The sequence below is a fragment of the Methylosinus sp. R-45379 genome (assembly GCF_001644125.1).
In the GTDB taxonomy this organism is placed as follows: Bacteria; Pseudomonadota; Alphaproteobacteria; order Rhizobiales; family Beijerinckiaceae; genus Methylosinus.
Genome location: NZ_LUUM01000113.1, coordinates 155917 through 173603 on the forward strand (window position 1 = coordinate 155917; position 17687 = coordinate 173603).

The 17687-nt window shown below is 66.4% G+C and carries 20 protein-coding genes and 1 riboswitch; of the genes, 11 read left to right on the top strand and 9 right to left on the bottom strand.

Going from position 1 to position 17687, the window contains the following annotated elements:
- The first annotated feature begins 152 nt into the window (after positions 1-152).
- A complete protein-coding gene (locus A1351_RS06405) occupies positions 153-644 on the top strand; it encodes a DUF2852 domain-containing protein (protein ID WP_083967175.1) in 492 nt (163 codons plus the stop codon).
- Positions 645-693: 49 nt separating this feature from the next.
- On the opposite strand, the gene A1351_RS06410 is transcribed toward A1351_RS06405, so the two are convergent.
- Positions 694-1782 carry a metallophosphoesterase gene (locus A1351_RS06410; RefSeq protein ID WP_064032519.1) on the bottom strand — a complete coding sequence of 363 codons (1089 nt, stop codon included), beginning with the start codon at positions 1780-1782 and terminating at the stop codon, positions 694-696.
- Positions 1783-2058: 276 nt separating this feature from the next.
- Here A1351_RS06410 and A1351_RS06415 point away from each other — a divergent pair, with 276 nt between their 5' ends.
- Both A1351_RS06415 and A1351_RS06420 read left to right on the top strand, forming a co-directional pair.
- Positions 2059-2991: an extensin family protein gene (locus A1351_RS06415; RefSeq protein ID WP_064032520.1), complete on the top strand. Its 933-nt coding sequence runs from the start codon at positions 2059-2061 to the stop codon at positions 2989-2991.
- A gap of 163 nt (positions 2992-3154) precedes the next feature.
- Positions 3155-4180, top strand: a complete 1026-nt coding sequence (locus tag A1351_RS06420) for a sulfate ABC transporter substrate-binding protein (RefSeq protein ID WP_083967176.1) — start codon at positions 3155-3157, stop codon at positions 4178-4180.
- Between the two features lie 46 nt (positions 4181-4226).
- Here A1351_RS06420 and A1351_RS06425 read toward each other — a convergent pair whose 3' ends face one another.
- Both A1351_RS06425 and A1351_RS06430 read right to left on the bottom strand, forming a co-directional pair.
- Entirely contained in the window at positions 4227-4922 is a 696-nt protein-coding gene (locus tag A1351_RS06425; protein WP_064032521.1) for a peptidoglycan-binding protein, read from the bottom strand.
- Positions 4915-6741 carry a PAS domain-containing sensor histidine kinase gene (locus A1351_RS06430; protein ID WP_245291590.1) on the bottom strand — a complete coding sequence of 609 codons (1827 nt, stop codon included), beginning with the start codon at positions 6739-6741 and terminating at the stop codon, positions 4915-4917. Before A1351_RS06430 ends, A1351_RS06425 begins: the two co-directional genes overlap by 8 nt.
- Before the next feature lie 218 nt (positions 6742-6959).
- Here A1351_RS06430 and A1351_RS06435 point away from each other — a divergent pair, with 218 nt between their 5' ends.
- The 3 genes from A1351_RS06435 (at position 6960) to cobU (ending at position 8758) form a co-directional block, all read left to right on the top strand.
- On the top strand, positions 6960-7337 hold the full coding sequence (locus tag A1351_RS06435; protein ID WP_026599561.1) for a hypothetical protein: 378 nt from the start codon (positions 6960-6962) through the stop codon (positions 7335-7337).
- 82 nt (positions 7338-7419) lie between these two features.
- The gene (locus tag A1351_RS06440) at positions 7420-7842 is read left to right on the top strand and encodes a SufE family protein (RefSeq protein WP_024881346.1); all 423 of its coding nucleotides are present in this window, start codon (positions 7420-7422) and stop codon (positions 7840-7842) included.
- A 400-nt stretch (positions 7843-8242) separates the two neighbouring features.
- Positions 8243-8758: a bifunctional adenosylcobinamide kinase/adenosylcobinamide-phosphate guanylyltransferase gene (cobU, locus tag A1351_RS06445; protein WP_024881345.1), complete on the top strand. Its 516-nt coding sequence runs from the start codon at positions 8243-8245 to the stop codon at positions 8756-8758.
- Here the strand turns inward: cobU and A1351_RS06450 are convergent.
- Positions 8737-9288 carry a TetR/AcrR family transcriptional regulator gene (locus tag A1351_RS06450; RefSeq protein WP_024881344.1) on the bottom strand — a complete coding sequence of 184 codons (552 nt, stop codon included), beginning with the start codon at positions 9286-9288 and terminating at the stop codon, positions 8737-8739. The two genes, cobU and A1351_RS06450, sit on opposite strands and share 22 nt — an antisense overlap.
- Positions 9289-9401: 113 nt before the next feature.
- On the opposite strand from A1351_RS06450, the gene A1351_RS06455 reads away from it, so the two are divergent.
- Complete coding sequence (locus tag A1351_RS06455) at positions 9402-9710, top strand: carboxymuconolactone decarboxylase family protein (protein ID WP_024881343.1); 309 nt, start codon at positions 9402-9404, stop codon at positions 9708-9710.
- A gap of 128 nt (positions 9711-9838) precedes the next feature.
- Here the strand turns inward: A1351_RS06455 and A1351_RS06460 are convergent, their stop codons facing one another.
- From A1351_RS06460 to A1351_RS06470, 3 genes are all read right to left on the bottom strand, one after another.
- Complete coding sequence (locus tag A1351_RS06460; protein WP_024881342.1) at positions 9839-10537, bottom strand: spore coat biosynthesis protein F; 699 nt, start codon at positions 10535-10537, stop codon at positions 9839-9841.
- An 82-nt stretch (positions 10538-10619) separates the two neighbouring features.
- A complete protein-coding gene (locus A1351_RS06465; protein ID WP_024881341.1) occupies positions 10620-12176 on the bottom strand; it encodes a pyridoxal-dependent decarboxylase in 1557 nt (518 codons plus the stop codon).
- A gap of 43 nt (positions 12177-12219) precedes the next feature.
- On the bottom strand, positions 12220-12933 hold the full coding sequence (locus A1351_RS06470) for a uracil-DNA glycosylase family protein (protein WP_064032522.1): 714 nt from the start codon (positions 12931-12933) through the stop codon (positions 12220-12222).
- A gap of 209 nt (positions 12934-13142) precedes the next feature.
- Between A1351_RS06470 and A1351_RS06475 the strand changes: the two genes are divergently transcribed.
- Both A1351_RS06475 and queC read left to right on the top strand, forming a co-directional pair.
- The gene (locus A1351_RS06475) at positions 13143-14693 is read left to right on the top strand and encodes a HAMP domain-containing sensor histidine kinase (protein WP_024881339.1); all 1551 of its coding nucleotides are present in this window, start codon (positions 13143-13145) and stop codon (positions 14691-14693) included.
- Between the two features lie 76 nt (positions 14694-14769).
- Positions 14770-15501, top strand: a complete 732-nt coding sequence (queC, locus tag A1351_RS06480) for a 7-cyano-7-deazaguanine synthase QueC (RefSeq protein ID WP_064032552.1) — start codon at positions 14770-14772, stop codon at positions 15499-15501.
- Here the strand turns inward: queC and A1351_RS06485 are convergent.
- Positions 15477-15977 (bottom strand): GNAT family N-acetyltransferase, encoded by a 501-nt coding sequence (locus A1351_RS06485; RefSeq protein ID WP_024881336.1) that lies wholly within the window; start codon positions 15975-15977, stop codon positions 15477-15479. The genes queC and A1351_RS06485 overlap by 25 nt on opposite strands.
- 22 nt (positions 15978-15999) lie before the next feature.
- Positions 16000-16350: a DUF1491 family protein gene (locus A1351_RS06490; protein ID WP_024881335.1), complete on the bottom strand. Its 351-nt coding sequence runs from the start codon at positions 16348-16350 to the stop codon at positions 16000-16002.
- 160 nt (positions 16351-16510) lie between these two features.
- A riboswitch (Fluoride riboswitch) is annotated at positions 16511-16572 on the top strand.
- 299 nt (positions 16573-16871) lie between these two features.
- On the opposite strand from A1351_RS06490, the gene smbP reads away from it, so the two are divergent.
- Together smbP and crcB are read left to right on the top strand one after the other, a co-directional pair.
- The gene (gene smbP, locus A1351_RS06500; RefSeq protein WP_064032523.1) at positions 16872-17225 is read left to right on the top strand and encodes a small metal-binding protein SmbP; all 354 of its coding nucleotides are present in this window, start codon (positions 16872-16874) and stop codon (positions 17223-17225) included.
- 63 nt (positions 17226-17288) lie between these two features.
- Positions 17289-17687 (top strand): fluoride efflux transporter CrcB, encoded by a 399-nt coding sequence (gene crcB, locus A1351_RS06505; RefSeq protein ID WP_064032524.1) that lies wholly within the window; start codon positions 17289-17291, stop codon positions 17685-17687.

Genomic DNA, 17687 nt, shown 5'->3' on the forward strand with positions numbered 1-17687 from the left:
GACGAAATCGGCTGGGATGCGCATGGGGCGGAATCTTTGGCGGACCCCTTGCGAAACAACAATGTTAATGTATGTTACATTCACATTGCGACGGCGGCGCACGGATCGTCCGCGCGCGCCCGCGATGAGCGAAGGAACTGGAGAGTCCGAACATGGGCTGTCATCGTCACTCCCGCATGGGCCACGAATCTCACTATCGCTTCGGAGACGGCGGACGGCCATGGAAGCCGCTCGAGCTTCTGGCGATGGTTCTGGGCTTTATCGTCTTCTGGCCGATCGGCCTCGCCATCGTGCTCTTCAAGGTGTGGCAGCGGAAGATGGGCTATGAGGGCGATCTCTTCGCCTTCGCGCAGGAGCGCGCGGCCGATGTCCAGGCCCGCTGGAAAGAGGCGACCGGCCAGCCCGGCCAGCCCGGCCCGACCGGCGGCTGGCGTGGTCCGGGCTTCATGCGCTCCTCGGGCAATGTCGCCTTCGACGATTGGCGCGAGAGCGAGCTCGCCCGCCTCGAGGAGGAGCGCCGCAAGCTCGCCGAGGCCGAGCGCGAGTTCTCCGAGCATATAGACGAGCTGCGCCGCGCTCGGGACCGCGAGGAATTCGAATCCTTCATGCGCGCGCGCCGCGATCGCGGCGAGCCGCAGAGCTGACCCATTTGCGAGATGGGCGCGTCCCGCGGGACGCGCCCTTTTTTTTAGCTTATTTGCAGCTCGTCAGCGGATCGACGCAATAAGCGACATTCTTCCAGCTGAAGACGCTGGGCGTGCGCGCGTCGATGGTCAATCGCAGCCATTCGCCCGGCGCATTGGTCGAGCCCTGGACGGTGACGCGCGTGAGATTGGCCGCCGCCGCCGCATTATGAATCTTGCCGGTCGTGCTCGACGGATCGGCGAGCGGGTGATCCGATCCATAGAGATGCGAATCGCCATTGATGAGCAGCACCGGACGACGAAAGCGCACGGCCTGGTTCGCCAGCTCGCGAACGAAACCGGTGTAGCGATCGAGCCCGTCGCCGCCCGCCGCGAGCGCGGACGGGTCCCACATATCCGCCTGCAGGCCGATCACCACAGCGGCCGCATGCTCGCGCTCGGCGAGATTGAAGGCGGCTTGCAGCCAGCGAATATCGGCGTCGGTGCGGGCGGCGATCTCCGCCTCGCGCGCGGTCTTGTCCTCCAGGCTGCTCCAGGGCAGGCCGTCATTGTCCGAGCCCGGCATGTTCACCGTCACGAAGACGGTCCGCGCATCCATCCAGATCACATTCTCGGCGAATTGCGCATCGGCCGGATAGGAGGGCGAGAAATATTTCGCCTGGCTGTAGACCTCCATATCACGGAGGCCGAGCGTCCAGCCCGGCCGCGCGAAGAACAGGCTGCGCACGGCGGCCAGCTCCTGCAGCGGCTTGCCGGAAGCGGATTCTTTCGACTTGTGGCAGTCGGTCCATTCATTGTCGCCCGGCGTGTAGACGACCGGCGATTTGAACTTCTGGAAGGCCGCGAAAATCTGCTGGTTCCAGCCGGGATTCGACGCCGCGATCGGCGGCAGCGTTCCGGCGCTGGTGCAGGGCATGCTGCCGGAATGAATGTCGCCGACATGCATCACCAGGCTCACCTCGGGATCGGAATTGACCGAGTCGAGCAGCAGATTCGCATTGTTCAGAAGATTGAGATTATAGGGCCAGTCGCCGAAAACGGCGATCGTGGTCTTGTGCTCGTGGCGCGGCTCCAGCCGCCGCTCCAGGCCGCGCTCATCAGCGCCCGCGGAAACGCCGCTCGCGAGAACAGCCGCCAAAAGCGCTATCGAAAATCGTCTTGCGCGCATGAAAATCCCCCAGCTCGGCCGAGCGCGAAGATGCGCTCTGGCTTCAGCTGGCCCGATTACGACGCGCGCGTGACGGTGGGATGTCGCTCGTTGCGGCCGACGTTCCGGGCGATCGGCGATGATACGGAGAGATTCGTCGAACCGTATCTCGCGCTCGCCGCGCCATTCCGGCTAACATTCGAGAAACGCTGGCGTTAACCAAACTTCTCGACGCCGCGTTAACGCTTGCGCCGTCATTGTTGCGGCATGGCTCGCCGCATAACGCCATTGCTGCTGCTCTCCCTCGCGCCGCTCGCCGCGGCGGGGCTGTCGGGTTGCGGATTCATGGCCAAGCCGCAGCGCCCGGCATGGCGCGCACACGCCGAGAACGCCTGCCTTGCCGAAAAGCGCGTGCAGCCCACCGCCTATGTGCAATTCGCGCCGGAGATCGACGGGCCGGGCATTTGCGGCCTCACCAAGCCGCTGAGGGTCACGGCGCTGCAGGGCGGCGCCGTCGCGTTCAACGCGCGGGCGACGCTCGACTGCTCCATGGTGGCCGAGCTCGACCAATGGCTCGCCGATGTGGTGCAGCCCTCGGCCATGGCGCGCTTCGGCCAGCCGGTGGCGCAGATCAATTCCATGGGCTCCTATTCCTGCCGCGGCATGAATGCGCAGGCGGGCGCGCCGCTCTCGGAACATTCCTTCGGCAATGCGCTCGATATCGGCGGCTTCGTGCTCGCCGACGGGCGCGAGATTTCCATCGTGCGCGATTGGACGCATGGCGAGCAGCAGGTGAAGGATTTTCTCGCCGAGGTGCACGGCGGCTCCTGCCGGCATTTCACCACCGTGCTGTCGCCCGGCTCCAACGCCTTTCATTACAATCATATTCATGTCGATCTCGCCATGCATGGCCGCAATGGCGATCGGCATATCTGCAAGCCGGTCCCGCGCGACGTCGCGCCGCCGCCGGGCCAGGACCCGCAGCTCATCGCCCATGGGCCGGACGACGACGATGTCGACACGCCCGGCGCCCAGCCGCCGCTCGCCGCTTTTCAGGCGCAGGCCTCGCGCGGCGTCAATGACAGCCTCATCCTCGCCGCGCCCGTGCCGCCCGTGCGGCCGAAGCCCTCGGCGCTCTCGCCCGAAGGCGCGGCGAAGGATTGGGACGTCACCTCCAGCATCCGCCCGCGCGCGCGCTGATCCGCCCGCGTGGGTTGCGCGGGACGCGTGATTGCCGATATGAACATCAATCTCATAGACTAATAGTCTGCGTCAGCCGGATCGACGGCGCTAAAGAGCGAGCCTTCAGGCTCGCTCTCGACGCCATGCGAATTGAATGATGCGGAGCTTCTCGAGGAGCGACATGCAGACGAATTTCGGTCTTTTCCCGTCTCGCGGGTTTTTGCGCGCGATCGGCCTCGCGCTTTCGTTGAGCCTCGCGACTGCGGCCTCCGGCGAGACGCTGCTCAACGTCTCCTATGATCCGACGCGGGAGCTGTTCAAGGCCATCGACAAGGCCTTCGTCGCCGATTGGAAGAAGAAGACCGGCCAGGATGTGCTGATCCAGGCCTCGCATGGCGGCTCCGGCGCGCAGGCGCGCTCGGTCATAGAGGGGCTCGCCGCCGATGTGGTGACGCTCGCTCTCGCCAATGACATAGACGCCATCGCCAGCAAGACCGGCAAGATTCCGGCCGATTGGCAGAAGCGCCTCCCCAATAATTCCTCGCCCTACACATCGACGATCGTGCTGCTCGTGCGCAAGGGCAATCCCAAGGGGATCAAGGATTGGGACGATCTCGCCAAGCCCGGCGTCGTCGTCGTCGCGCCCAATCCCAAGACCGGCGGCGGCGCGCGCTGGAACTTCCTCGCCGCCTGGGCCTATGGTTTGAAGAAGTTCGACGGCGACGAGGCCAAGACGAAAGAGCTGGTGAAGGCGATCTACAAGAACGCGCCCGTGCTCGACTCCGGCGCGCGCGGCTCCACCACCACTTTCGCGCAGCGCGGCTTCGGCGACGTTCTCATCGCCTGGGAGAACGAGGCCTTTCTCGCCATCGACGAGTTCGGCAAGAACAAATTCGAGATCGTGGTTCCGTCGCTGTCCATTCTCGCCGAGCCGGCGGTGTCGATCGTCGACGGCAATGTGGACGCCAAGGGAACGCGCAAGGCCGCAGAAGCCTATCTCGGCTTCCTCTACACGCCGGCCGGTCAGGCGCTCATCGCCAAGCAAGGTTATCGCCCGTCGAAGCCGGAATTCGCTGCGCCGGAAGATTTGAAGCGCTTCCACAAGCTCGATCTTGTGACGATCGACAAGACTTTCGGCGGCTGGCCGGCGGCGCAGAAGAAATTCTTCGTCGATGGCGCGCTCTTCGACGAGATGCAGAAGCCCTGACGCGAAAGCGGCGGACGCTGGAGGTCCGCCGCTCTTTCCCTTTTCGTCAGTGCGCGGCGACGCTCGCCTGGCCTTGCAGCTTGCGCAGCAGCTTTTGCGTCACCTCGCCGGTGACGGGAAGATGATTGTCGCGCTCATATTTCTCGATCGCCTGCTTCGTCGCGCCGCCCATCTTGCCATCCGCATGCAGCGCATAGCCGAGCTTGGCGAGCGCGCGCTGCGCGACCTGCACATTCTTATCGGCCTCGTCGGCCTTGGGCGCGGCCTTATGCGCATTGCCGAGCAGCGCGCCGATCGCGTCGCGCTTCTCGCCGCGCGCCTGCTCCGGCTTCGCCGCGGGCTTGGGCGCCGCCGCATGGGGTACGAGCGCGGGCTGGATGGATTGCGGCTGGGCGGCGGGCGCTGTCGCGGTCTGCGGGCGCGCGGGCGGCAGCGGCGCCGGCGCCTCGACCGCAGCGCGGGACTCCGGCGCGCGGGACTCGGGCGCAAAGGCGCGGAAGAGCGGCGCCGGATGGCGGCCGTCCTGGAAATAGAGCGCGTTCAGCGGCACGCCGATCGCCGTCGCGCCGGCGAGGCAGAGAAACACGACGCCGCGTCGGCGTCCGCCGAACAGCCTGGTCAGCGCGCCTTTCTTATTGGCCTTCGCCTTGTCCTTGGCGCCGCGGCCGCGCCGCTGCGTCTCGCCGCGATCCTCGTCGCGGAGCAAAAAATCATGATTTGTGGCTGCGAGAGCTTCACGCAATTTTCTTCACCCTGTCTTCGGCGGCCTCGAGCTCCTCGGCGGGACGGATGACGCCGCGGCGGGCGATCGTCTCGATCCTGGCGAGAGCGGGGGCCTTGTTCTGAAAGGGACGGCAATCGAGGGGCAGGCGCACGGTGACGCTGGTGCCGCTGCGCGGCGCGCTTTCCACCGCAATGGTTCCGCCATGCAGTCCGACGAGGCCGCGCACCACGGAGAGGCCGAGGCCGGTGCCTTCATAGGCGCGATCATGGCTGGCGCTGGCCTGGAAGAAAGGATCGCCGAGCCGGCCGAGATCGGAGGCGGAAATGCCGATGCCGCTGTCTGTGACGGAGAGCGCGAGGCAATTGCCGTCCGGAGCGAGGCGGATGCGCACGCGGCCATTGGCGGGCGTGAACTTCACGGCGTTGGAGAGGAGATTGATGAGGATCTGCTTGCAGGCGCGCTTATCGCCGACGATTTCCTCGAGCCGCTCGGGATAATCGCGCGAGAGAGTCACCTGGCCTTGCTCGGCCTTCAGCTGCATCATGCTCACGCATTGATCGACGAGCTCGGGCAGAGAGAAGGGCTCGGGCGAGAGCTGCATCGAGCCCGATTCGATCTTCGACATGTCGAGGATGGTGTTGACGACGGCGAGCAGATGCTGGCCCGAATTGCGGATGATCTCCGCATATTCGCGGCGCTTGGCCGGATCGGCCGGCGCGAGCTGCTCGCTCGCCAGCATTTCCGAGAAGCCGATGATGGCGTTGAGCGGCGTGCGCAGCTCATGGCTGACATTGGCGAGGAAGCGCGTCTTGCCGGCGGCGGCCATCTCGCTCTCGCGGCGCGCCGCCTCTATCGTCTCGGCGGCGTGGCGCTGCGCCGTCACATCGCGCAGAATGCAGACGACGCCGGCCGAGCGCTCGCCGTCGGCGGCCTCCACCAGGCTGCTGCGCGCCTCGAAGAAATGGAACACCGGCTCGACGAACTCGCCGCGCTCGTTGCGCGCATGGCCGGTGCGCAGCCGCAGCGTGGCGCGCATCGCCTCGCCGGTGGCGATGGCGTCGGAGACGAGCTTGAGGAAGGCCGGACGATCGCCGACATGGACGCGCTGGAAAAAGCCGCGCCCCATCAATTCGCGCGCGTCGAGCCCATAGGCCTTGGCGGCCTCTCCGACGACAGAGGCGACCGCGCCGCCCTCGTCGAAGCCGATGACGAGATCGCCCGCCGCCTCGGAGACGAGCCGCAGATCGCGACGATTGCGCGCCTCCGCCTCGGCGCGGACCGTCTCGACCTTCCCCGCGCTGCGGGCGAGCAGCACGACATAGAGGACCAGCGGCGCCGCCAGCAGCGTCTCGAAAAATCCGCCGCCGGTCGCCGCCGTGAGGGCCGCGACGGCGAGCATGGCGAGAGCGGCCGAGGCCGTCGCCGAAACGAGGATGAGATCGCAGGCGAATGTCGCCTCTATGAGAGCGAGCGCGCCGAAGGGCGCCGCCGCGCCGACATGCGCGCCGGTGAAGAGGCAGGCCGCGGCCAGCGCCAGCCAGCCGAAGGCGGCGATGGATTGGGCGGTCCTCAAATTGTCGAGGCGCAGCAGGGCGACCACCGACAGCAGCGGCAATTGCGCCAGAGCGAAGATCGCGCTCTCGCCGAGCGTCGGCGCGCCATTGACGACGATCCACAGCGGCGCCGCGATCAGCACGCCGGCGGCCAGAACGAGATGAGACAGGAGGAAGGCTTCGCGACGCGCGCGCTCCATCGAATCGATCGCCCGCCCGGATTGCGCCAGACGCTCGATCCATTCATTCGACACGGTCGCCCAAGGTGCAGCTGGCTTACGCAAAATCACACGCTCCCGATTGAGGGCAATGTGACAAATCGGTCTTAAGTGACTGCTAAACCGACCACAGAAATGGAAGATTTCGGTTTTTACGGGCGCTGAACGGCGCATATGGTTTGCGACTTCTTAGCCCCGCGCCGCATTTACGAAGCGGTAACGGCGGCGCGCCATCGTTTCTCTCGCGCGCGGCGGCTCCCCGCCGGCGAAGCGAGGCGGCGGCCGTGGGATTTCTCTTCAAGAGTCTGTTTTTCTTTGGGGTTATCTGTCTCGTCATTCTGCGTGACGCCGAGCGGCGACCTGCGCCGCGCGACCCCGCCGTGGCGGCGCGGGTCCCCGCTGCGGCCTCGGTCATTCCTCCCGCCAGACCTCGGGCTTCCGCCAAATCCGAGCCCTCGAAATCCGAGCCCTCGCCCGTCGGCTTGGCGCGCGATGCGCTCGCCGATCTCGCCGAGGAGGCGTCCAGCCGAATCGTCGCTGTCGCGCGTGACCATTGCATGGCGCATCCGATGGATTGCCTGCAGGCGGCGGAGCGAATCGGCCGCGCGACGGCGGCGGTCGAGCCGCCGCGGCGGCCCGCCGGTCTCGGCGCGGCGCCGTGATTGCATCATCGCTGGCGATTGCGCCAAAACGGACAGTAGCCATATAACTGTCGGAAAGGCGTCTCGAGCGGGCGAGCGAACAATGGTGATAGACGAGATCATCGGCAATTTCGAAATGCTCGACGAGTGGGAAGATCGGTATCGATATCTCATCGAGCTCGGCCGCACTCTCGAGCCGCTGCCGGAGGAAGCCCACACCGAGGAGAACAAGGTGCGCGGCTGCGCGAGCCAGGTCTGGCTCGACAGCAAGGTGATTCGCGAGGGCCGCGGCGCGCCGATCCTGTCGCTGCGCGGCGACAGCGACGCTCATATCGTGCGCGGCTTGGTCGCGCTGATTCTGGCGCTCTATTCCGGCCGTCCGGCCGATGAGATCGCCGGTCTCGACGCCATGCCGCTGTTCACCGAGCTCGGCCTCGCCCAGCATCTGACGCCTCAGCGCAGCAATGGCGTCCGCTCCATGGTCGAGCGCATCAAGAACGAGGCGCGCGCCGCTCTGGCGGCGTGAGGCTCGTCCGTCCTGCTCGGCGGCTATCGGATTCACGCATCGCTAGACACTGTGGCCGTCATGGCCGGGCTTGTCCCGGCCATCCACGCCAAGCAGCTGAGAAACCGAAGGAAAACGCCCGCTATCGACGGATTCATTCTCCCTGGCGGACGCCATCGGAGCTTCGGAGTTACGCGAACCTTCTAAGACGCCTCGGCGTCCCGGCGTGGATGGCCGGGCCAAGCCCGGCCATGACGTCGCGGGGACGAGGGCGAGGAGGTGTGTGCTTCGATCGCCGCTCGACGGAGAGAGGGGCGCCTCTGGCGCATCGTCCCGAAAAGTGCGAAGCGATTTTCGCAATCGAACGCGCAAGTCCAAATAGGGGCCGGCGCCGCGCGCATTCCGCTCGGCGCCGTCGGGCATGACCGAAAATCCACATGTGACCTTCGTCCTCGGCGGCGCTCGCTCCGGCAAGAGCGCCTTCGCAGAGCGGCTCGTGACCGCCGAGCCCGGCCCCTGGACCTATATCGCCACGGCGCAGGCTTTCGACGAGGAGATGCAGATCCGAATCGCCGCGCATAGAGAGCGGCGCCCCGGGGATTGGCGCACGGTCGAGGCGCCGCAGGCGCTCGCCGCGGCCATTGGCGAGGCCCCCGCGGAGCTTCCGCTGCTGGTCGATTGCCTCACGCTGTGGCTGACCAATCGCTTGCTCGCCGAAGCGGATTTGCGCGCCGATCGCGCGACGCTGCTCGAAGCGCTCGCCGAGCGGCGGGCGCCGACCGTGCTCGTCTCCTCCGAGGTCGGCCTCTCCATTGTGCCGGAGAATGCGCTGGCGCGGCGCTTTCGCGACGCCGCCGGCGAGCTGCATCAGGCTGTCGCCACAGCGGCGGGGAGGCTCTATCTCGTCGTCGCCGGTTATCCGCTCACGGTGAAGTGACGGGCAGTCAGGCGCTCGGTCACCTTCTCCAGCATGGCCGGATCATCCATGGCGCGGGCGAGCAGCACGCCGCCCTCGAAAGCCGCGAGCATAGCCTCCGCCTCGGCCGCCTCGCCGCGCAGGGCGAGGCGGAGCCAGGCCAGCGTCTCGGCGAAGAAACGCCGCGCTTCCGCGCCGACATCGGAAGGCAGGCCGCCCACTTCCGCCGCCAACATGCCGAAAAGGCACATGCGTTTCTTTTCCGCCACGGTGCGGCGGAACATTTCCGCCACCAGAGCCACGGCCTCCGCCGGCGTTCGCGACTGCGGATCGCCCAGCTCCGCGAGGCAAAGATCGGCGTAGCGCCGCGCCACGGCGGCGACCAGCGCCGGCTTGGTGGGGAAAAAATAATGGACGCTGGCGCTCTTCACCCCGACATCCGCGGCGATGTCGCGAAAGCTCACGCCATTATAGCCGTAGCGGCAGAGCCGCTCCTCCGCGCTGTCCAGAATCCTCGCGGCCGTCGCCTCGCCGCGTCGCGCAGTCGTCATTCTGCTCCGTCCTTCCGCCGGGGGAGTAGCGCCATTGACAGGCTCTTCGTCAATGGCGCATGGTGTTAACCTATCATCTGATAGGTAGGCTCTATTCACAAGGAGGGAAGGCCATGTACGATATGCAGAATGTGAAGCGGCTCAAAAAGATCGGCGACTCTGCGCCGGCCGCCTGGGAGGCCTTCAAGCAATTCGACGCCGCGGCCATGGCAGATGGCGCTATTCCAAAGAAATACAAGGAGCTGATCGCGCTCGCCGTGGCCATGACGACGCAATGCGCCTATTGCCTCGAGATCCATCGCAAGCAGGCCATCGCCGCCGGCGCGACCGAGACGGAGCTGGCCGAGACGGTCTTCATCGCCGCGGCGCTGCGCGCCGGCGCCGCCGTCACCCATGGAACCCATGTCGCCGGCGTGGAGTGACGGCGCGGCGCGCCGCTCGGAAACGCGCTAGAGCCTTTCCGGTTCGGATCGAACCGAAAAGACTCTAGAGTCTTGGTTCTGTCGTGTTTTCTTCACGCGAACCGGTTCCCACTTCGCTCGAAAACACTCTATTGCGCCGCCAGCCGATCGGCGGCGGCCAATATTTCCGCCAGCGTGAAATCCGTGCGGCCCTCGAAGCTCTGAAAAATCGCCTCTATGCGCGGCAGATCGGCGAGGCTCTCGACGCCGAGCCGCACATCCGGCCGCGCGACCTCCGGCGGGGCCTTCAGGCTCAACGGGCGATAGATTCGGCCGTGCTCGCGCAGAAAAGCCGGGCCGCGGCGACGCTGCTCCGGCTCGCCGCAACGTTTCTCGGCCTCGGTCAGCGCGGCGGCGGTGAAGCCGTCGATCTCCATGCCGCGCGGATAGGCCGGCGCCAGAGTGTTGCCGATCCAATCCAGCATTCCATCGGTCATTTGCAGCAGATCGGCGACCTGGGTGACGAGCGCCGGATCGATGAGCGGATTGCGGGCGTCGAGCGAGACGCCGCCCTTGGCAGCGGCCGCCGCCATCGCCGCGAGCTGGCGGCCGATGAGATCGTCGCGCGCGCCGGTCTGGCATGGCGTTCCGCGCGCGGCGCAAAATTCGCGGATCGGCGCATCGTCCGGCTCATCGCTGGTGGTGACGACGATGCCGGCGAGCTTTTCCGCATGGGCGAGACGATCGAGCAGCCGTCCCAGCAGCGGCGCGCCGGCGAGCGGCGCAAGCACGCCGGTCGCTCGGCCGTCCTGCGTCGTCGCGGCGGAGATGATGGCGAGGACGTTCATGAACGCCGCCTTTCGTGAGCGGCCGCCCTCGGCGGCCTTCCTCGCACGATAAAAGCAAGCGATACGCCAGCTCGCCGCTCGCTCAATCCTGCGAGAGCGGCTCGCCTTCCTCGCGCGGCTCCGGCAGCGGCTCCAGCGGCGGCTCGCCGCGGGCGCGTTGCGCGGCGCGCTCCAGCATCTGCATGAAGTCGTCTATGTCCGTCTCGCGCGTGCGGTGATTGAAGATCGCCGCGCGGATCGTCGGATGCCCGTCGAGCAGAGTGAGCGAGGGCGCCGCCTCGCCGCTCTCATGCAGCTCCATCACGATCTCGCGATTGAGCCGGCCGCTCTCATCGTCGTCCTTCACGCCGAAGCAGACGACATTGAGCGCCACCGGCGCGCGCATCTCGAAAGTCTGCGAGGCTTCGATATGGCCGCGCAGCCGCTGCGCCAATGCGCAGCTTTTTTCGATGCAGGCGCCGAGCTGCTGCGCGCCGAAGACTTCTATGGTGAACCAGGTCTTCAGCGCGCGAAAGCCGCGCGAGAGATCGGCGCCGAGATCGCAAGGCCATATCTCGCCGGCCGCGAGCCCGCGCGGCGCGCGCGTCAGATAGGCGGCGTTGGCGGCGAAGGCGCGGCGATGCGCCTCCGGGTCGCGGACGAGGAAGAAGCCCGCGTCATAGGGCACATGCAGCCATTTGTGGAAATCGAAGGCGATGGAATCGGCGCGCTCGAGGCCCTTCACCAATGGCTTCAGCGCCGGCGAGAGAACGGCCAGCGCGCCGAAGGCGCCGTCGATATGGAACCAGAGATCTTCCGCCTTCGCTATGTCGGCGAGCGCGTCGAGATCGTCGATCGCGCCGGTATCGACGGAGCCCGCCGTGCCGACGACGAGAAACGGATGCAGCCCCGCGGCGCGATCCTCGGCAATGGCGCGCTTCAGCTCGTCGATGCGCAGCGAATGAGAACTGTCCGACTCGATGAGCCGCAAATGGCGCGCGCCGAGGCCGGCCAGCTCCATGGCCTGCCGCACGCAATTATGCGCCTCGCGCGAGGCATAGGCGACCAATTGCTCCTCGAGCGCCTTCAGCCCGTTCTTGCGCACATTCTTTTCGCCGAGCGCATGCTCGCGCGCGACCAGCAGCGACAGGAAATTGGCGATCGAAGTGCCGGTGACGAAGACGCCGGACGCATCCAGGGGGAAGCCGAAGGCCTCCGCCATCCAGGCGGCGATCTGCCGCTCGACGTCGAGCGCGATATGGTTGCGGCCGCCGCAATTGGAGTTGAGCCCGGCCGCGAGCATTTCCGCGATCATGCCCACGGGCGTGCCGGCGCCCTGCGCCCAGCCCATGAACAGCGGATGGATATTGCCATTGGCGTAGGGCTGGATGAAGCGCTCGAAATCTTCCAGCGCGGCGGAGAGGCCATGGCCCTCGGCCGGCAGCGGGCGCCGGAAGCGCTCGCGCGCCTCCGCTGAAGGCTCGCGCCAGACCGGCCGCTCGCGCAGAGTGGCGAGATGGTCGATCATGGCGTCGAGCGCGCGATGGCTCTCGGCGCGGAACGCCTCCCAATCCGTGGGATCGAGATCCGCGGGCGAGGCGTCGGCGGGCGCCGGGACGGCCGCGCCGATCGGCTTCGGCGGCCGTTGTGAGTGGTTCATTCCCGCTTCATCCCCGGGAGCTTCGTAAGTGGGACAGGACTAATCAGCTTTCGCGCTGCGAAGCAATATCGCCGCCGAAAGCGGCGCAGCTTCCGCTCTCGCCCGGGCCGTCCGCCCCGGCCAGCCGGGCGACCTCCGCCCGCACCACCGGCAGGAGCTCCGCCGCGAACCAGGGATTGCGCTTCAGCCAGCCCGTGTTGCGCCAGGAGGGATGCGGCAGCGGGATGATCTTCGGGGTGAACGCCGAAAACTCCCGCCAGCGGCCGACCGCTTCAGTGACGCTCGCGCTCGCGCGCAGCGCGACGCCGAGACGGCGCAGATGATAGGCCTGCGCATATTTGCCGACCGCCAAAATCGTCTCCACCCGCGGCAGCGCCGAAAACAGCGCGTCGCGCCAATGTGGCGCGCATTCCCGGCGTGGCGGCAGATCGCCGCCATGGGCGTCATAGCCCGGAAAGCAGAAGCTCATCGCGGCGACGCCGATGCGCGAGACATCGTAGAAAGTCTCGCGGTCGACGCCCATCCAATCGCGCAGTCGATCGCCGGACGGATCATCGAAGGGAAGGCCGGAGCGATGCACGCGCATTCCGGGGGCCTGGCCGGCGATCAGCAGCCGCGCTCGCGGCGAGACGCGCAGCACCGGCCGCGGCTCATGCGGCAGAGGCGCGCCCTGCGGCCGCTCGACGCAGATGCGGCAGGCGCCGACATCGGCGACGAGCGCGGCCAGAACGGTTTCGCTTTCGGTGGAAAAGGTCACTTTTGCGTTCCCTCGCGGGACCATTCCATCAAATTCGACAAATGTCGTGAGTCCCCCGTTAACGTTTCCGTCCCATTATCGGCGACGCTCGACCTGACGCCTAGATTGCGGAGATTTATTTCGGCTTCTGGAAAGGTCGTGACGGCGTTTCCCTTTTCGGGGTCGCCGTTCGAAGGCGAGAATTTCGTTGCTTGCGGGTCCAGCGTATCATGAATGACATCACCGCCGAGATGATCGAGCGAGGCCGGGGCAAGGATCCGCGCATCGTCGCCGAGCGCCGACGCCGCAGCGCCGAGGTGCGCGCGGCGCGTGAGAAGCTCACCACCTCGGACACCGGCCATCGCGGCTGCGACGTCGGCCTGCTGCGCGCCTATGCTTCCGCCCGCATCCATTCCGCCGTGCCGGCCACGGCGCTCATCGCCATGGTGGCGGCGCTCACCCGCTATTGGATGGAGGGCGAGCTCGACGTCATCTGGACCGTGCTGGCCTTCTCCAGCCTGCTGCTGTGCTACGGCCTCGCCAAGAAGCTCGAGCGTCTTTCCGACGACGAGATCAATGTGGTCGGCTGGCGCAGCAAATTCGTCGCCGCGGAATTTCTGCACGGCCTCGTCTGGGCGGCGATGGCGCTGCTGCTGCTGCAGGCGAGCGACCCCAACGCCAAGGCTTTCGTCACCGCCATGCTGATGCTGGCGGCGGCCTTCAATACTATGGTGACGGCGACCATACCCTTCGCCGTCTATGCGACGATCACGCCCATGTCGCTCGCCATCGTCGTCTGCCTGCGCATAGACGGGATAGAGGATACGAGCCTCTCGCTGCTGGCGCTGGTGGGCGCGGCGCAGGTCTTCTTCGTCGTGCTGGCCAAGCGCTTTCACCATGTGACGCGCGAGAGCCTGTTCTTCCGTATCGAGAAGGACGATCTCATCGGCGAGCTCGAGCACGCCAAGGCCAATTCCGACGAGGCGCGTCGCCGCGCCGAGGAGGCCAATCTCGCCAAATCGCGCTTCCTCGCCACAATGAGCCATGAGCTGCGCACGCCGCTCAACGCCATTCTCGGCTTCTCGGAAGTGCTGAAGAACGAATTGTTCGGCGTCCACGCCGTGGCGGCCTATAAGGATTACTCGCAGGACATTCACTCGAGCGGCCAGCATCTCTTGATGCTCATCAACGAGATTCTCGATCTCTCGCGCGTCGAGGCGGGCCGCTACGAGCTGAAGGAGGAGAGCGTCTCGCTCGCTGGCGTCGTCGAGGATTGCCGCCATCTGCTGACCATTCGCGCGCAAAAGCGCGGCATAGAGATGATCGAGGCCAAGGAGCCCGATCTCCCGCGCATTTGGGCGGATGAGCGCGCGGTGCGGCAGATCGTGCTGAACCTTTTGACCAACGCCATCAAATTCACGCCGCAGGGCGGCCAGGTGACGCTCAAGATCGGCTGGACCAGCGCCGGCGGGCAATATGTGGCGATCCGCGACACGGGTCCGGGCATTCCAGAGGAGGAGATCGCCGTCGTCATGTCCTCCTTCGGCCGCGGCACGCTGGCCCAGAAGAATGCGGAGGAAGGCACCGGCCTCGGCCTGCCCATCGTCAAGGGCCTCGTCGATCTGCACGGCGGTCTGTTCAAGCTGAAGTCGAGAGTGCGCGAAGGCACGGAAGCGATCGTCGTCTTCCCGCCGGAGCGCGTGATGAACGCGCTGCCGAAATTCGACGACGACGCCCCGCAATTCGCCAGCCTCGAGCGCAGACGCAACGCGGCGGCGTGAGGGGCGCTGGCGGCGGCTCCTGTAAGAGCGATATAGTCTGCCGGCAGCCCTCTTTCTGCGTCCGAGAATGACCGATATGATTTCCCCGAGCGCGTCAGACTCCGCCCTCGTCCTCTTCTCCGGTGGGCAGGACTCCGCCACCTGCCTCGCCTTCGCGCTCTCGCGCTTCGCGCGCGTCGAGACCGTCGGCTTCGACTATGGCCAGCGTCATCGCGTCGAGCTCGAGCAACGCGGCGTGCTGCGGGAGGGGATGAAGCGCATCTCGCCGCTGTGGGCGGAGCGGCTCGGCGAGGACCACACCATCTCCATAGAAGCGCTCGGCGCCATCTCCGACACGGCGCTGACGCGCGAGGCCGAGATCGCCTTCGACGCCTCGGGCTTGCCAAATACTTTCGTGCCGGGGCGGAACATCCTCTTCCTCACCTTCGCGGCGGCGCTCGCCTATCGGCGCGGGATCGGCAGTCTCGTCGGCGGCATGTGCGAGACGGATTTTTCCGGCTATCCCGATTGCCGCGACGCGACGATCCGCGCGGTGGAGACAGCGCTGACTTTGGGCATGGACCGGAAGCTCGCAATCCTCACGCCGCTGATGTCGATCGACAAGGCCGCGACCTGGAAGCTCGCCGAGGAGTTGGGCGGCGAGCCGCTGGTGCGGCTCATCGTCGAGGAGAGCCACACCTGCTATCTCGGCGAGCGCGGCAAGCGCTTCGACTGGGGCTATGGCTGCGGCGAATGTCCCGCCTGCCGCCTGCGCGCCGCCGGCTGGGAGAAATATCGCGCGGCTCAGCCTTCCGGCGCGCCGAGCTGACGAAACATCACCAAGGCGTCGACCAAGCCCAGCGTCGGATGCTGGAAGGCGCGCGGCTGCCGGCCGACGATCTCGAAATCGAAAGAGCGCCATAGGCGGATGGCGCGGATGTTCGTCTCGACGACGAAGTTGAACTGCATGCCGCGAAAGCCGCGCTCGCGCGCATGATCCAGCGAATGCGCGCACATTGCGCGGGCGACGCCGCGACCGGCCGCTTCGGCGCTGGTCATATAGCCGCAATTGCAGATATGGGCTCCGCCGCCGGCCTGATTGGCGCGCAGGTAATAGGAGCCGATGATCCTCCCCTCGTCGTCTTCCGCGACGAAGGTCTCGCGATCCGCGCCCAGCCAATAGGCGAGGGCGTCGGCCTCGCTCATGTCGCGATCGAGCGCATAGGTCTCGCCGGCGCGGATGGTCGGGCCGATGACGCGCCAGATCGCCGGCGCGTCGCTGTTTCGAGCGGGGCGAATGCGCATGGGTCGTCCTCGACCGAGCGGCTCAGGCCGTTCGAGCCGCGATATCGACGAAGCTCTTGCCCTCGCGATCCTCGATCTCGACTAGCCATAAATCCGGATCGAAGGCGATCTCCTTGCGGGCGCGCTCCTCGGCCTCCAGCGGCGTCACCCATTCATCCGCGTGCAGACGCGCGAAAAGGCGATCGACGCCTTCCGGCAAATCCACGCTCTGCGGCGCCGGCCCGAGCAGCGCCGCGCGTCCATCCAGGCGGTCGATCTTCACGAAGATCGCGCCCGCTTCCTCGGAGCCGCGGCGGCGCAGCATGGCGACGGAGCCGGCCGTCTCGGCGCGGCGGATGAGGGCGGAGACGAAAAAGTCGGATCGGAGACGCATGAATTCTTTTCAGCCATGAGAACCCGTCCGCGCAAGCGCTTTCGACATTGCCGCCGGCGGCGGCGCTTCGATCGACGAGCGCGAGACGGCTCAGCTCCAGCTCGTTCTTGACGCTGTCTCATCGCTCAGATACCAATTTCGCCAAGGCCGCCGCTCGCGCGTGCGGCCGGGGGATGGGGTCCCCCTTCAACCGCCGCAAAGGCTGATGACTCCTGCTGATGTCCGATGATCGACCGATCGTCGGAGAGAGCGATCTATTCGCTCGGCAGGAGTCCGTCATGAGTCCGATCGCCGCGGTTTTTCCGTTTCGTAAAGTCCGATCCGTCGAATGCGCGCGCATCGTCGCCGCGCTTTCGATCGAGCTTCGTCGCGCAGAGGCGCGCGCCCTCGGCCGGGCGGTCACGGCCAATCCAATGAGATTCGAATGACCGCGTTCACCGGCTGCGCCGCGTCGGCGCGGCCGGCGACGAAAAAATCGAATCCGAAACGTCGACCGCAACGGTCGAAATGAGGAGAGTGAAATGAAAATTCGCAAATTCGGGCTCGCCGCGAGCCTCGGCCTCGCGGCGCTCATCGGGCCGACGCTCGCTCGCGCCGACGACCGGCTGGACCAGGCGATCTATCACGTCAATGAAGCGATCACCCACGGCGGCAAGCTGCATGACGCCGGCCTGCTCTCCTATCACGCCGATCTCGCGCTCGAGAAAGCCGAGGGCCTTCAGAAGTTCAAGCCCAATCCGCACATGGCCGAGGCGATCGTCCATATAAAGGCGGCGATAGAGGAGGGGCAGGCGAACCACACCGAAGCCGCGACCAAGCAGGCGAAGGAAGCGCTCTCGCATCTCGAGGAAGCGAGCAAAGAGACCGCCCAATAAAGCTCTGCAACGCGCGAGGCCGCGATCGGCCTCGCGCGAAGCCCCTACCGGCAAAGGCTCGAGATGATCTATGTTCTCATCATGATCGGCAGCGCGATCGGCGGCGTCGCGCGTTATTGGCTCTCTGGAGTCGTTTCCCGCTGCTTCGGCGAGGCCTTTCCCTGGGGCACGCTGATCGTGAATGTCTCCGGCTGTTTCGCCATCGGCTTTTTCGCGACGCTCACGTCGCCGGGGGACGGCCGTCTCTTCGTCGATACGCAGACGCGCCAATTCGTGATGATCGGCCTATGCGGGGGCTATACGACCTTCTCCTCCTTCGGCCTGCAGACGCTCAATCTGGCGCGCGGCGGCGAGGCCTTCGCTGCGCTCGCCAATATCGGCCTGTCGTTCGGGCTCTGCCTTTTCGCCGTCTGGCTCGGACATGTCGCCGCCGCTCATCTCAACGCGCTGAAAGGAGCCTGA